Annotated in this window: 16 protein-coding genes; 6 read left to right on the forward strand and 10 right to left on the reverse strand. The window is 69.5% G+C overall.

The window, feature by feature from the left end:
* Positions 1–623: FGGY-family carbohydrate kinase (locus ACK4ZD_RS04490; protein WP_409659208.1), on the forward strand; the 623-nt coding region annotated here is incomplete at its 5' end.
* 45 nt (positions 624–668) lie between these two features.
* Here ACK4ZD_RS04490 and ACK4ZD_RS04495 read toward each other — a convergent pair.
* Positions 669–950, reverse strand: coding sequence for a type II toxin-antitoxin system RelE/ParE family toxin (locus tag ACK4ZD_RS04495; RefSeq protein WP_409659210.1), 282 nt, complete (start codon positions 948–950; stop codon positions 669–671).
* Positions 947–1,237, reverse strand: coding sequence for a CopG family ribbon-helix-helix protein (locus tag ACK4ZD_RS04500; RefSeq protein ID WP_409659212.1), 291 nt, complete (start codon positions 1,235–1,237; stop codon positions 947–949). Before ACK4ZD_RS04500 ends, ACK4ZD_RS04495 begins: the two co-directional genes overlap by 4 nt.
* 293 nt (positions 1,238–1,530) lie before the next feature.
* Here ACK4ZD_RS04500 and ACK4ZD_RS04505 point away from each other — a divergent pair, with 293 nt between their 5' ends.
* Positions 1,531–2,511 carry a tripartite tricarboxylate transporter substrate binding protein gene (locus ACK4ZD_RS04505; protein WP_409659214.1) on the forward strand — a complete coding sequence of 327 codons (981 nt, stop codon included), beginning with the start codon at positions 1,531–1,533 and terminating at the stop codon, positions 2,509–2,511.
* Between the two features lie 164 nt (positions 2,512–2,675).
* Here ACK4ZD_RS04505 and ACK4ZD_RS04510 read toward each other — a convergent pair whose 3' ends face one another.
* From ACK4ZD_RS04510 to ACK4ZD_RS04520, 3 genes are all read right to left on the reverse strand, one after another.
* The gene (locus ACK4ZD_RS04510) at positions 2,676–2,831 is read right to left on the reverse strand and encodes a hypothetical protein (protein ID WP_409659215.1); all 156 of its coding nucleotides are present in this window, start codon (positions 2,829–2,831) and stop codon (positions 2,676–2,678) included.
* A gap of 15 nt (positions 2,832–2,846) precedes the next feature.
* Positions 2,847–3,401, reverse strand: coding sequence for a GAF domain-containing protein (locus ACK4ZD_RS04515; protein WP_409659217.1), 555 nt, complete (start codon positions 3,399–3,401; stop codon positions 2,847–2,849).
* Positions 3,402–3,523: 122 nt separating this feature from the next.
* Positions 3,524–4,009: a hypothetical protein gene (locus tag ACK4ZD_RS04520; protein ID WP_409659219.1), complete on the reverse strand. Its 486-nt coding sequence runs from the start codon at positions 4,007–4,009 to the stop codon at positions 3,524–3,526.
* Between the two features lie 152 nt (positions 4,010–4,161).
* On the opposite strand from ACK4ZD_RS04520, the gene ACK4ZD_RS04525 reads away from it, so the two are divergent.
* Positions 4,162–4,551, forward strand: coding sequence for a VOC family protein (locus tag ACK4ZD_RS04525; protein WP_409659221.1), 390 nt, complete (start codon positions 4,162–4,164; stop codon positions 4,549–4,551).
* 9 nt (positions 4,552–4,560) lie between these two features.
* On the forward strand, positions 4,561–5,271 hold the full coding sequence (locus ACK4ZD_RS04530) for a helix-turn-helix transcriptional regulator (RefSeq protein ID WP_409659223.1): 711 nt from the start codon (positions 4,561–4,563) through the stop codon (positions 5,269–5,271).
* On the opposite strand, the gene ACK4ZD_RS04535 is transcribed toward ACK4ZD_RS04530, so the two are convergent.
* Complete coding sequence (locus ACK4ZD_RS04535) at positions 5,268–5,627, reverse strand: hypothetical protein (RefSeq protein WP_409659225.1); 360 nt, start codon at positions 5,625–5,627, stop codon at positions 5,268–5,270. The two genes, ACK4ZD_RS04530 and ACK4ZD_RS04535, sit on opposite strands and share 4 nt — an antisense overlap.
* Before the next feature lie 12 nt (positions 5,628–5,639).
* Positions 5,640–6,299 carry a hypothetical protein gene (locus ACK4ZD_RS04540; protein WP_409659227.1) on the reverse strand — a complete coding sequence of 220 codons (660 nt, stop codon included), beginning with the start codon at positions 6,297–6,299 and terminating at the stop codon, positions 5,640–5,642.
* A 267-nt stretch (positions 6,300–6,566) separates the two neighbouring features.
* Between ACK4ZD_RS04540 and ACK4ZD_RS04545 the strand changes: the two genes are divergently transcribed.
* Both ACK4ZD_RS04545 and ACK4ZD_RS04550 read left to right on the forward strand, forming a co-directional pair.
* Positions 6,567–7,934, forward strand: coding sequence for an alpha/beta hydrolase family protein (locus ACK4ZD_RS04545; protein WP_409659229.1), 1,368 nt, complete (start codon positions 6,567–6,569; stop codon positions 7,932–7,934).
* A gap of 57 nt (positions 7,935–7,991) precedes the next feature.
* Positions 7,992–8,633, forward strand: a complete 642-nt coding sequence (locus ACK4ZD_RS04550; protein ID WP_409659231.1) for a glutathione S-transferase family protein — start codon at positions 7,992–7,994, stop codon at positions 8,631–8,633.
* Here the strand turns inward: ACK4ZD_RS04550 and ACK4ZD_RS04555 are convergent.
* From ACK4ZD_RS04555 to ACK4ZD_RS04565, 3 genes are read right to left on the reverse strand one after another with little or no spacing between them, the layout of a single operon-like run.
* Positions 8,630–9,946, reverse strand: coding sequence for a tetratricopeptide repeat protein (locus ACK4ZD_RS04555; protein ID WP_409659233.1), 1,317 nt, complete (start codon positions 9,944–9,946; stop codon positions 8,630–8,632). The two genes, ACK4ZD_RS04550 and ACK4ZD_RS04555, sit on opposite strands and share 4 nt — an antisense overlap.
* Before the next feature lie 4 nt (positions 9,947–9,950).
* Positions 9,951–11,354: an amidase gene (locus ACK4ZD_RS04560; protein ID WP_409659235.1), complete on the reverse strand. Its 1,404-nt coding sequence runs from the start codon at positions 11,352–11,354 to the stop codon at positions 9,951–9,953.
* Positions 11,351–12,835, reverse strand: coding sequence for an ABC transporter substrate-binding protein (locus tag ACK4ZD_RS04565; protein ID WP_409659237.1), 1,485 nt, complete (start codon positions 12,833–12,835; stop codon positions 11,351–11,353). Before ACK4ZD_RS04565 ends, ACK4ZD_RS04560 begins: the two co-directional genes overlap by 4 nt.
* Positions 12,836–12,865: the final 30 nt, after the last annotated feature.

Below are 12,865 nucleotides of genomic sequence, written 5' to 3' on the forward strand. Positions count from 1 at the left end.
TCCAGGCCTCGGGCGAAGTGGAAAGCCTGGCCGACACCGTGCCCGACTCCGGCGGCGTGATGTTCGTGCCCGCCTTCACCGGCCTGGGCGCCCCCTACTGGAAACCCAAGGCCACCGGCGCGATCGTCGGCCTCACCCGCGGCAGCACCGCCGCCCACATCGCCCGCGCCGCATTGGAATCGATCGCCTTCCAGAGTGCCGCACTCCTCCAGGCCATGAGCCGGGACCTGTCTGCCCCTCGTCCGGCGGGTACGCCGGACGGTCCCCCGGGGGGACGCGGGCCGGCTTCGGAGCGGCCGGGCGCTCGGCCCGCTGCGCTAACGGCCAGCCTCTCGCAAGTCACCGAGTTGCGCGTAGACGGCGGCGCCTGCGTCAACAACCTGCTCATGCAGTTCCAGGCCGACCTGCTGGGCATCCCCGTCGTGCGCCCCAAGGTCATCGAAACCACCGCCTTGGGCGCGGCCTACCTGGCCGGCCTGCAATGCGGCGTGTACAAGAACCTCGACGAACTCGCCGCCCTCTGGCAAGTGGACCGCCGCTTCCTCCCCACCATGCCGCGCAGCCGCGCCGAAGAGCTCATGGCGCGCTGGGAGCATGCGGTGAGGCAGGCGACGTTGGAGTGAGCGCGGCACCCACAGGCACCAGCCGTCGCGGGGGCACTCAGGCACTCAGAATCCCACTTCCTTCTGGTGCCGCACAGCGAGGATCGTGACGGCCTCCGGGCCAATGCGGTAGCGGGCCACGTAGCCGCTGTCGCCGAAATCGATGACCCAGTCGCGGAACTCGTCGGGCAGGTCTTCGATGGGGCGGCCGATCTGAGGCTGCAGGCCGAGCACCTGCACGGCATGGAGGATGGCCTCACCCGCGCGCTGGGCAGCGACGGGATTTTTGGGCCGGAGAAATTCTCGCAGGCGCTCCAGGTCTCGGATGGCGGCCGGCGCAAACCTCACTTGCGGCAACTCGGGGCAGGCAACTCGTTGTCGGTGCCCCAGCTCGCCAGCCAGGCCTCGACCTCTTCAGCCGTCGCATGCAGCCCGGTGGTGCGGTACTCTTCCCAGGCCTGGAGCGTGTCCTGGCGGAAGGCCTCACGCCGCTCCTCTCGTTCGACGTATTGGGTGATCGCCTCGCGCATCAGCCAGTGCGACGTGCGATGGCGAGCCTCGGCGAGGCGCTTCACGCGGGCCTTGGTGTTCTCGTCGAGCTTGATGGCCACGGGGCGGACGGCAGCAGCAGGCATGGCAGGCTTCCAGCTAAGTATCTTTAGGTATTACCTTAACATACCGCTATCGTGATCCAGCCCCATCTTGTCGCGTTGGTCCACCGCCGTGAGCCTGCACCTTCTGGACGAGCATGAAGCGCGGATGCAGGCCTATTCTGCTTTACAGAATCTCAGGGAAAGCGATCACGCATTCGGGCTGATGTGCCATTGAAGCCCCGTCGGCTGCTTCGCAGAATCGGGTGACGCGCTCGCGTTCCGATATCGACGATATCGTTCCGCAGAGCGGTTCCCCTACCCGATCTTGAGGAGACTTGCCGATGCTTCGCCGCCGCCAGTTCGTCCACTCCCTTGGCGCCGCCGCCACGGCCCTGGCTGTCCCCGCGTGGGCGCAGAGCGCCTGGCCCAGCCGGCCCATCCGGTTGATCGTGCCTTACCCGCCCGGTGGCTTCACCGATGTGACGGCGCGCCTGGTCGCCCAGGGGCTGCAGGCCCGGCTGGGCCAGCCGGTGATGGTGGACAACAAGCCCGGCGCCAACAGCATCATCGGTGTGGACCTGCTGGCCAAGTCGCCTGCCGACGGCTACACCTTCGCGATGGTGATCGCGGCCTACGCGGCCAACACCACGCTCTACCCCAAGCTGCCCTACGACCCGCGCAAGGATCTGACAGGCGTGAGCCTCGTGGGCTTGTCGCCGCTGGTGGCCGCGGTGAGCAACGACGCCCCCTACAAGACGGCCGCCGAACTGGTGGCTTACGCCAAAGCAAACCCTGGCAAGATCAGCTTCGGTTCCTCGGGCAACGGCTCGGCCGCGCACCTCACCACCGAACTGCTGAAGGCGCAGACGGGGACCTACATGGTGCACATCCCCTACCGCGGCGCAGCGGCGGCGCTCACCGACCTGATCGGTGGGCAGATCCAGCTCTTCTTCGATGCGGCGTCCGGCCTCATCCAGCCCGGCCGCTCGGGCCGCGTGCGGCTCATCGGCGTGGCCAGCGACCAGCGCCTGCCCACCCTGCCGGACGTGCCCACCTTCATCGAACAGGGCCTGCCGAAGTTCACTGGCAGCACCTGGGCCGGCGTGCTGGCGCCGGCGGGCACACCGCGCGACATCGTGCAACGCGTGTCCACCGAGATCGCCTCGCTGGTGAAGACCGACGAACTGCGCCAGCGCTTCGAGGGCATGGGCACCATCCCGGTGGGCAGCACGCCGGAGGCTTTCGAGCGGTTCATCGCAGAGGAAACCGCCAAATGGGGTGAGGTGATCCGGCGTGCCAAGGTGACGCCGGATTGACCCGGGATCCGGCTGTCAAGAGCCCCCAGGGCCGGACAGCCGAACGCGGGGTTCCAGCGCAGGTGTTCGCGGGCCTGCGTGAGTGAGGCCCGCAAGGCCTCGTACCGCGCGTCGGCCGTGGTGTCATCCTGCTCGCGCAGAAAGGTGTGGATGGGCATGTCGGTTCAGTCCTTCGCGACAGGGGCGGATGGGGGCGCGGCCAGGGCTTGATCCAGCGCCGCTTCGTCCAGCACGCGGCCGGCAGCGAGGTCTTCCAGACCCTCGAGGGCCGCCTGGACCAGCACCAGGCCGGCGTGCTCGGCCTCCAGCGCCGCGTCCACGCCAGCCCAACCCGCTCACCTCACCGCCACCGGCAACGGCTTTTCCCACTGATCGGCCCCACGCGCGCGGGCGATCTGGGTGCTCAGGGCCGTGGCGAAGCGGCGCAGCCATTGGGTTTCGGCAGCCGTCCAGGTGCGGGTGTGGCCCATCTGTTCGCAGCAGATCACCCCATAGACGTGGCCGTTGACGGCAAAGCTCACATCCAGCAGGGCGCGCACGTCGCGCTCGACGAGGCTGTCGCGGAAACCTGCCAGGCGTGGATCGGCCCAGGCGTCGTCGGAGCGCACGATGCGGGTGCGCGAGATCTCTTCGAAGTACTGGCTGAACTGGGCTTCGAGCAGTGCGTCGTAAGGCCGACGGTGCCAGCCCTCGGCCCGGCTGTTGGCCGCGACGCACACCAGGCGGCGCTGGCCCACTGGGCCGGTGAAGTGCCAGATGCTGACCTCACTGCAGCGGATGTGGGACAGGACATGCCCGGTCACGGCTTCGCGGAAGCCCGCCGGGCTGAGCCGGCCGCTCACCAGGTCGTCGCGCCAGCCTCGCAACAGACTGTCGGTGGCAGTTTGCACGATGCGCCTCCCCCCATTCTCCTGGCACCCACCTGTGCAATATCGGCACAGGGTTCGCGCGGCCCGAGCTGGGGGCAACCCGCAGCCTCAGCCCAAAGGTTGAATCAGATGCTGGCGCTTACTCAACGCAGATCACTGGCCGGCATGTAAATCACCCGCCCGCCGCTGGTGCGCTGCTCGGCCTCGATGCGGCGGCAGTCGCCAGGCGCGGGCTGCTGCCCGTCGGGGCGGCCGGGCAGCCACAGGCGGCAGCGCCCCGGCGGGGGCAACATCCCGGGCGGCACGCCGTGGAGGCGATGGTTGCCGTAGCGCACATAGGCCACTTCGCCGCTGCGCCGTGCCGCGGCCGTTTCGGCCCAGATGACCACGCCCCCCCAGGTCTCGGCATCGGCGTGAGCCTTGTTGCACGACATGGGCGGCGGCTGGTGGGCCGGGGGGAGGCCGGGGTACCAGATGGCGCACTGCCCCACCGGCGGCACGTTGCCCGGCGGGACACGGAAGGTGGACACGCCGCGAATGTCGGGCGCGGCGCAGCCGGCCAGCAAGGTGGCCCAGGCCAGCGCTGCCGACCAGCGCGACGATGGGGGCAGGTTCGGGAACATGGGCATGGCCCTCCACTCTAGCCGCTCGGGGCAGCGACAGCGTAAGGGAATCTTTCGGAATCTTTCACGGGCCGCCAGGCCGGCCACCTGCGCCTTGCTGCCACCACGTTGTCAGGAGCCTGGGCGCAGCATGCGGACTTCATGCAGCACGAGGAGGAATGATGGAGAACACGCTGCCCCCCACCCCTTTGCACTGGTTCGAGATCCCGGTGCGCGACATGGCCCGGGCCCAAGCCTTCTACGAAGCCGTTTACCAAGCCCCGCTGCGACGCGAACGCCTGGGCGCCTACGAACTGGCGATCTTCCCGCATGCTGAAGGCCAGGTCGGCGGCTGGCTGATCCAGGGCGGAGAGGCCCCTGCGCCGGCCAATGTCGGCACCGTGGTCTACCTGGCCGCACGGCCGACGGTGGATGCGGCCCTGGCGCGAGCCCGGCGTGCGGGTGGCCAGGTGGCCGCGCCGCGCGTGACCCTGCCCGGCGAGCGCGGCTGTATTGCCCAGGTGTTCGACCCGGAAGGCAACCGGGTCGGTTTGCACGCACCGGCGTAGGATCGACCCATGCGACGTGCCGATCGTCTGTTCGAGCTGGTGCAACTGATCCGCGGCCGCCGCCTGTCCACGGCGGCGTGGCTGGCGCAGCGCCTGGAGGTGTCCGAGCGCACCATCTATCGCGACGTGGCCGACCTGCAGGCCCAGGGCGTGCCCATCGAGGGCGAGGCCGGCGTGGGCTACCGCCTGGGCTCAGGCTTCGACCTGCCCCCGCTGATGTTCACCGCCACCGAGGCCCAGGCCTTGGTGGCGTCGGTGCGCATGGCCCAGGGCTGGATGGGGCCGCAGCTGGCGCGCGGCGCCGAGGGCGCCCTGAGCAAGATCCTGGCGGTGCTGCCCGGGCTGGAGCGGGCCGCCGCCGAGAGCGTGCCGCTCTATGCCCCCGAGGTGGCCATCGACGCCACCACGCGCGCGCATCTCGAATCGGCCCAGCATGCGGCCGAGCAGCGCCACAAGCTGCACATCCGCTACCGCGACCTGAAGGATCAGACGAGCGAACGCGTGGTGCGCCCGCTGGCCTGCACCTACTGGGGCCGGCTGTGGACGCTCACGGCCTGGTGCGAGTCGCGGGAGGACTTCCGCACCTTCCGCGTGGACCGCATCGAGCACCTGGAGCCCCTGAACGAACGCTTCCGCGACGAGCCCGGCAAGACCCTGGCCGACCTGCTGCGCCGCATCGAGGCCGAGATGAGCGAGCGCGGCGCCGCGGTGGATGCCTAGGGCCGTGCCCTGTTCAGGCCGGGCAACTCGTCGAGGCTGTCCAGCCCCAGGGTGATCTGCTGGCGAAACTGCGAGAAGGAGCGGCAACGCCGCCCCGGCTCGCCGAACAGCGCGGGCGGCACCCGCAGCCGCCAGGGCACGCCGCCCAGGTGAGGATCGGCCCAGCCGTCCACCCGTCGGGCCCCGGCCAGTGCCCGGGCCAGTTCGGCCGCGTCCGTCCACCACACGGCCTGGCAGGCCGCACGCAGGCGCTCGCCGACGAAGCGCCAGCGCCGCTCGCGCCAGGGCCAGCGGGCATGGAACGAGGCCGGCCACCAGCCCAGGCACAGTGTGTCGGACGGCAGGTCGTCGGGCACCGGCCCCAGGGCTCAGGGATGCATGAGCCACACCGAGCGGCCTTGCGCGCGCGCGGGGTCGAGGGGGTCGAACAAAGCGTCGGGTGGCTGGATCCGACAGGGTGGCTCCACCACGCCTTCACCGTCGGAGGCGGGAACCGGCTCCATCCGGCGGGCCAGCCGGTCCAGGGCTTCGTAGCCCGTGCCGATGACGCTGCCCGGGCTGAGCCAGGGCGAGCCCGGTGGGGCATACCGGGCCACGTTCTCGGCGTTGAAGAGGTAGGGCTTGTGGCTGCCGGTGCCCGCCACCCATTGCCAGCTCAGGTGGTTGCTGGCGAGATCGTCGTCGATCAGGTGGGCGTACGGCATGCGCACCGCCGTGTCGATCACCGGCACGCCCGTGGCACCCTCGCGGATGTCGCGCGGCAGCACCGGGGCATGGGCGGCCTCGGGCAGCACGCCGTCATGCAGGCTGGTCAGGATGCGGTCGCCTTCGTGGTGCCACACGTGATGGAAATAGGCTCGCCAGCCCAGTTCCTGCACAAGCTTGTGATTCAGGTCGAGCCGATGGCGCACGGCAACGGCCGCGACCACCTCGGGCAGGCGCAGGAAGCCGTGGGTGATGTAGGGCGACAGCCGGATCACGGCGCCGCCGAGGTGGTTGCAGGTGCGGGCGTACTCGACCGGACGCATGGCCGCCAGCCGCGCGCGCGCAGTTCGCGCCTGAATCCGACGAGGTCGGTCATGCACGCATTGTGGGAAGGGTCGTGAGCCCCCAGAGCCTGCGCCTGCGATGCACCCTGGAGGCCCAGGGTCAAGCGTCCTAGGACAAGCCCTTCCGCGGGTTTTGCCCGGTGGAAGCGAGCCGACGTCCTTTCTATAGTCGTGCACCAATAAACGAACGGCCGTTCGTTTTTCTTCCCCAACCGTTTTTGCGCTCCCACGCTTGAAAGAACCGTCATGACCCTCAAGAGACCTCTGGGCGCCCTGGCGGCGACCTGCCTTTTGTTCCTGGCTGCCTGCGGAGGTGGTGATGCTCCGCGAGGCACCGTGGTGTCGGCCGCCGTCGTCGGCAGTTTGAGCACGGCGCAAATCGATGCCGCCACGCAGGCATCCGGCCTGCAGCCCTTGTCCGGCGAAGCCCGGTGTGGCGTGGTCTCGCATCAGGTGCGTTACGTCACACGCGACCCGCGCGGCCGTGAAGCCGAGGCCACCACCGGCGTGCTGGTGCCCAGCGGCGCCTCGGCAGCCTGCTCCGGCGCGCGTCCGGTGGTGCTGTATGCGCACGGCACCAGCACCGACCGGAACAAAAACATGGCCAATCTCAACGACCCCGAAACCCAGCTCGTGCTGGCGATGTTCGCGGCCCAGGGTTACATCGTGGTGGCGCCCAACTACCTGGGCTACGCCGGCTCCAGCCTGGACTGGCACCCCTACCTGAACGCCGAGGCCCAGGCGGTGGACATGATCGACGGCCTGCGGGCCGCACGCCGTGCGCTGCAGGCGGCCGGCGGGCCTCAAGCGACTGGGGCGCTGTTCATCACGGGCTACTCGCAAGGTGGGCACGTGGCCATGGCCACGCACCGCACGCTGCAGCGCGACCACGCCGGCGAATTCACCGTGGCGGCCTCGGGCCCGATGGCTGGCCCGTACAACCTGGCCGAGTTCGGGCGCTTGATCAATGAGGCCCAGCAGATCAACGCCGGCGCCGTGCTCTTCACGCCGCTGCTGCTCACCAGCTACCAGCGCTCCTACGGCGACGTCTACACCAGCACCGCCCAGGCCTACAACGCGGCTTACGCATCCACCATCGAATCACTCCTGCCCAGCACGTCCAGCGTCAACGAGCTGATCGGCCTGGGCCGGCTGCCGGCGGACCCGACATTGACGGTCAAGCTCTTCCAGAACAGCGCCCACCCCGATGGGCTGATCCTCGACAGCTACCGCCTCGACTACGTGAACAACCCCAACAACGGCTTCCGCCGCGCGATGGAGCGCAACACGCTGCTGGGCTGGACGCCCACCAGCCCCGTGGCGATGTGCTCTGGCGCCCAAGACCCGACTGTGTTCTTCCACATCAACCAGCCGGTGATGCAGGCCGACCTGAACAGCCGCCTGCCCGCGCAGATGCAGGCCCTCGGCTTCGACCTGGAAGACCGCGACACCCTGCCCGCCGGTGCCGTCGGCGATGCCATCTACGCCGGTTTCCAGAACGCCAAGACAAACGCCGGCGGCAATGTGGTGGCGCAATACCACGGCGAGTTGGTCCCACCCTTCTGCACCGCCCTGATCCGCGGTTTCTTCCAGCAAGTGCAGGCCTTGCAGTGAACCTCGGCGGCTCCTTCGCATCACAATGCGCACGACGCTTTCGCGAAGGACCCGCCCATGCTGCACCTGCACTACTACCCCAGCACCGCCGCGATGGCGCCCCACATCCTCCTGGAGGAGCTGGAGGTGCCCTACGAACTGGTGCTGGTGGACCGCACGAAAAACGCGCACAAGTCGCCCGAATACCTGAAGCTCAATCCCAACGGGCTGATCCCGGTGCTGGTCGATGGCGATCTGGTGCTGTACGAAACCGCCGCCATCTGCCTGCACCTGTGCGACACCCACCCGCAGGCCGGCCTGGCACCCGCGCTGGGCACGCCCGAGCGGGCACACTTCTACAAGTGGCTGGTGTGGCTGACCAACACGCTGCAGGCCACGCTCATCGTCTATTTCTACCCCGAGCGCTGGGCCAGCACGCCGGGTGCGGTGGCCGAGGTGAAGCTGGCGGCCGAGGTCAAGGTGGGCACGCTGATCGATCAGTTGGATGCCGAGCTGGCACGGCACGGAAAGCCCTGGCTGCTGGGTGACACCTACACCGCCGTGGATGCCTATGCGCTGATGCTGTGCCGCTGGACGCGCAACTTCAAGCGCCCGGCACGCACGCTGCCGCATCTGGCGCCCTATCTGCAGCGAGGCCTCGCGCGGCCGGCGATTCAAAGGGTGTTCGAGCAGCAGGCCTTGCCCCAGCCCTGGGTCTAACCCCACCGAGAGCGCCAATACGCCACTTGCGGCGTGGTGCCCTTGGCCAGCACCCGTTCGTTCAGCAGCGCACGGCCAAGCGTGCGGTGGGCGCCGCGTGCGCAAGCGCTCATCAGCGTGAGGTCGATGAGATCGCGCTGCGCGTGGCTGCCGCCCAAGCGATGGGCCACGGCACGCAGGGGTGCAAGATGCGTCACCGCCGCATCCCAGTCTTGCCGAGCAAAGGCGATCAGCCCGCGCATCAGCGGCAGGCCCACCTCCTGGGCCATGGTGCGGTTGAGCCCCGGCTGGGTCTGGGCCTGGTCGATCGCCCGCGCCAGCAGGGCTTCGGCACCGCCCACGTTCCCGGCGCCGAGGCCGGCCATGAGGGCATGCGCATCGTTGAAGGCGTAGTGCCCGATGGCCTCGGTTTCCCGCGCCCAGCGTGCGGCGAGCACCTGCCATCGAGGGCCCACATCCGCTCCCAGCAGTTGCAGACGCCACAACAGGGCCGCCGCGTCCAGGCGCTGCAGCGTGAGGCCCTCTTCGATCAGCGGCGCCACTTCGCTATCGTAGACCCGCAGCGCACCGTCCAGATCCATCGCTTCCAGATGGAACAGCGCGAGGTGCCAGGCGTTGTGGCCGCGCAAACCGTTGTTGTCTTCCGACCAGTTGCGCCGCTGCGACTGCAGCCAGGCCCGGCCCTCGTCGTGGCGGCCCTGCATCTCCATCACATGGGTCACGGCATGCACGGCCCAGGGCACGCGGGCCCCGCCGTCCAGGGCCTCGCGGCCCACGGCCTCGGCCTGCGGGTAGAGATGGTTCTCCTCCAGGCCGAAGGCGTACATCCCCAGCACATAGGGGTAGAGCGCATCGTCGCGCGGCCACTGCGGCAGCACGCGGGCCACACGCAGGCGCAGCTCGCGGGCATCGCCGCGATAGAAGTCGAAGAGATGGGCGAGTTGCAGCGCGAGGGCGTCGCAGGGGTGGTCGAGCAGCAGGCGTTCCCAGAGGTCGCAGGCCCCCTGCCAGTCGCCGGTCAGCGCCCGCTGCGCGGCGGCCAGGTGGGCCTGCTCGCGTTCATTGCCTTGGCAACGTGCCGCCGCGTCCAGCGCCTCGGCCGCGGCCGCCAGCAAGTGGCGTTCAGTGAGCGTGAGCAGGAAGCCCGCCCGCATCACCTGCGGCAGCATCCAGCCGGGGTCGGCCGCGCTGGCGGCGTCCAGGTCGCCCAGCGGGTCGCCGTAGAAGGACGACAGGCGCCACAACGCCTGCTCGAGGTGATCCAGCGCCGCGTTGCTGGCGGTGCTCACTGGGCAGCTGCGGCGGTCCTGCATGGCCTCAAGCCGGCGGCGCAGGCCAGGGCCGCTGGGCCGGGCGCAAGCGTTCCCAGGCGCGGGCCATTCTCAGCACCCCCAAGTCGTCGAAGCGGCGGCCGGCGATCTGCAGGCCGATGGGCAGGCCGTCGGCGGTGTAGCCGGCGTTGATCGAGACGGCCGGCTGCTCGCTCATGTTGTAGGCCAGCGTGAAGGCGATGTGGTCGAAGGGCCGCGTCACATCGTTCGTCGGGCAGGGCAGTTCGGCATCGAAGGCCACCATGGGCGCCGTGGGCGAGAGCACGTAGTCGTAGGGCTGGGTGGCGTCGACCGTGGCCTTGCGGATGGCCAGGGTCTGGCTGTAGGCCTCGAAGAGGTCTTCGCCGCTCCAGCCCGCCCCGCCCTCGGCCCAGGCGCGGATGAAGGGCAGGATGCGCCCGCGGCGTTCGGCGCTCAGCTTGCGCAACTCGACCCAGAAGCGTGTGCGCCAGAAGCGGTCCACGCCTTCGATCATGGCGCGATCACACCAGGGAGCCAGCGGTTCGACGATGGCCCCGGCGGCCTCGAAAGCCCGCGCGGCGGCTTCGATGGCCTCGCGCACCTCGGGCGCCACGGGTGTGCCCCAGCCGGCGTCCAGGTGCAGACCGATGCGCAGGCCCTTCAGGTCGCAGTCGAGGTCGCGCCAGGCGATGTCCTGCCAGGGCAGGCTCATGTGGTCGCGCGCATCGGGGCGGCTCAGCGGACCCATCATCAGCGCCGCATCGGCCACGGTGCGGGTCATGGGCCCCGCCACGCGCGCGGGGTACGGCGGGTCGATGGGGATGCGCCCCAGGCTGGGCTTGAGTGCGACGATGCCGCACCAGCTCGCGGGCAGGCGCACCGAGCCGCCGATGTCAGTGCCCAGGTGCAGCGGGCCGTAGCCGGCGGCCACGCCGGCCCCCGCGCCGGCGCTGGAGCCGCCGGGGTTCTTGCGCAGGTTCCAGGGGTTGCGGGTGAGCGGGTGGAAGCTCGACAGGCCCGAGGACAGCATGCCGTAGTCGGGCATGGTGGTCTTGCCCAGGAAGACCGCGCCGGCCTCGCGCAGCCGCGCGGCGGGTGGGCTGTCCTCCTCGGCCGGCACCAGCTCGGTGGCCGCCGTGCCCAGGGGCGTGGGCACGCCGCGCGTGGCAATGTTCTCTTTGATCATCACCGGCACACCGTCGAGCGCCAGGGCCTCGCCACGGCGCCAGCGCGCCTGCGAGGCCCGCGCCATCGCCAGCGCCCCGTCGGGATCGAAGGCGTAAGTGGCCTTCAGGTGCGGCTCCCAGCGCTCGATGTGGGCGATGATGGCGCGGGTCACCTCGACGGGCGAGAGCGTGCCGCGGGCATACTGGGCCAGCAGCTCGGTGGCCGAAAGCTCGTGCAGGGCCGTAGGGGTGTCGGACTTCATTGCCAGCGCACCGCTCCCATGTCGTTGGCGAAGATGGGCGAACTGCTCCAGATGCCCTGCAGGCCGCGGCGGCTCACCGCGATGTGGGGCAACTGGAAGAGGAAGGCGTTCACCGCATCGGTGGCCAGCAGGCGCTGCATCTCGCCGAGCACGGCCAGGCGGCCGGCCTCGCTGACGGTTTCGTTGAACTTGGCCAGCAGATCGCGGAAGGCCTTGGAGTCGTAGCCGAAGTAGTACTCGGGGTTGGCGTAGATGGCGATATCCAGCGGCTCGACGTGGCTGACGATGGTGAGGTCGAAGTTGCCTTTGAAGGCGCCTGAGAGCCACTGCGCCCACTCGACGTTCTCGATCTTGGCGTTGATGCCCACCTGGGCGAGCTGGGCCGCGATGATCTCGCCGCCGCGCCGCGCATAGGCCGGCGGCGGCAGCGTGAGCGTGACGTTGATCGGCCCGGTCACGCCGGCTTCCTTGAGCAGCGCACGCGCGCGCTCGGGGTTGTAGGGGTACATGCCGGTGAGGTCCACATAGCCGGCATCGCTGGGCACCATGTGGCTGCCGATGGGCGTGCCGAAACCGTCCATCGCGCCGGTGATCAGCGCCTTGCGGTCGATGGCATGGGCCACGGCGCGGCGCACACGCACGTCGTCGAAGGGCTTGCGGCGGTTGTTGATGCTCAGGAGGGTCTTGCCCTCGGTGCCGCCCACCTCCACATTGAAGCGCTTGTCGTTGCGGAACTGGCCCACACTCTGCGTGGCCTGGAAGCGCGGGATGGCATCCACATCGCCGGCCAGCAGCGCGGCCACCTGGGCAGCGGGGTCGTTGATGAAACGGAAGGTCACGCGGTTCAGACGCACATTGGCCGCATCGCGGTAGCCCGGCCACTTGCTCATCGTGACGGCCGAGCCCTTGGCCCAGGTGTCGAACTTGAAGGGGCCGGTGCCGATGGGGCGGGTGCTGGTGGTGGCTGCGCTCTTGGGGTCGAGGATCACCGCGGTGTTCTCGCCCAGGCGGAAAAGCATCGTGCCATCGGCCTTGTCCAGCGTGAGGATGACGGTGTGGGCATCGGGGGTGTCGATGCGCGTGATGTTGTCGAACACCGCCTTCTTGGCCTTGTTGGTGCTGCCCTCGGCCTTGGCGCGCTCGAAGCTGAATTTCACGTCCGAGGCGTCGAAGTCCTCGCCATCGTGGAACTTCACGCCGCGCCGCAGCTTGAAGACATAGCTGCGCCCGTCGGGCGAGATCGTCCAGCTCTCGGCCAGCAGCGGGCCCACGCTGCCGTCCATGCGCACCTTGGTGAGGCCTTCGAGGATGTTGTAGTGGACGATCTCGCCGATGGCCGCGGCCGGCGCGGTCGTGGGGTCCAGGCCCGGCGGTTCCAGCGTCATGCCGATCACGACGCTGTCCTTGCGCGACTGCGCAGCGGCGCCCAGCGCCAGGGCACTCAGGGCCAGGGCGGCCACGAGGCGAAGATGCCACTTCATGGAGACACTCCTCGAACGACGGGGAAGGAA

The sequence above is a fragment of the Caldimonas sp. genome (assembly GCF_046291045.1).
GTDB lineage: Bacteria > Pseudomonadota > Gammaproteobacteria > Burkholderiales > Burkholderiaceae_C > Caldimonas.

Bases quoted from the DNA above. Each gene is read 5' to 3' on its own strand.
- ACK4ZD_RS04500 (WP_409659212.1), bottom strand. From the start codon at position 1,237: ATGCCTGCTGCTGCCGTCCGCCCCGTGGCCATCAAGCTCGACGAGAAC.
- ACK4ZD_RS04555 (WP_409659233.1), bottom strand. From the start codon at position 9,946: ATGCAGGACCGCCGCAGCTGCCCAGTGAGCACCGCCAGCAACGCGGCG.
- ACK4ZD_RS04520 (WP_409659219.1), bottom strand. From the start codon at position 4,009: ATGCCCATGTTCCCGAACCTGCCCCCATCGTCGCGCTGGTCGGCAGCG.
- ACK4ZD_RS04525 (WP_409659221.1), top strand. From the start codon at position 4,162: ATGATGGAGAACACGCTGCCCCCCACCCCTTTGCACTGGTTCGAGATC.
- ACK4ZD_RS04540 (WP_409659227.1), bottom strand. From the start codon at position 6,299: ATGCGTCCGGTCGAGTACGCCCGCACCTGCAACCACCTCGGCGGCGCC.
- ACK4ZD_RS04550 (WP_409659231.1), top strand. From the start codon at position 7,992: ATGCTGCACCTGCACTACTACCCCAGCACCGCCGCGATGGCGCCCCAC.
- ACK4ZD_RS04545 (WP_409659229.1), top strand. From the start codon at position 6,567: ATGACCCTCAAGAGACCTCTGGGCGCCCTGGCGGCGACCTGCCTTTTG.
- ACK4ZD_RS04560 (WP_409659235.1), bottom strand. From the start codon at position 11,354: ATGAAGTCCGACACCCCTACGGCCCTGCACGAGCTTTCGGCCACCGAG.
- ACK4ZD_RS04530 (WP_409659223.1), top strand. From the start codon at position 4,561: ATGCGACGTGCCGATCGTCTGTTCGAGCTGGTGCAACTGATCCGCGGC.
- ACK4ZD_RS04565 (WP_409659237.1), bottom strand. From the start codon at position 12,835: ATGAAGTGGCATCTTCGCCTCGTGGCCGCCCTGGCCCTGAGTGCCCTG.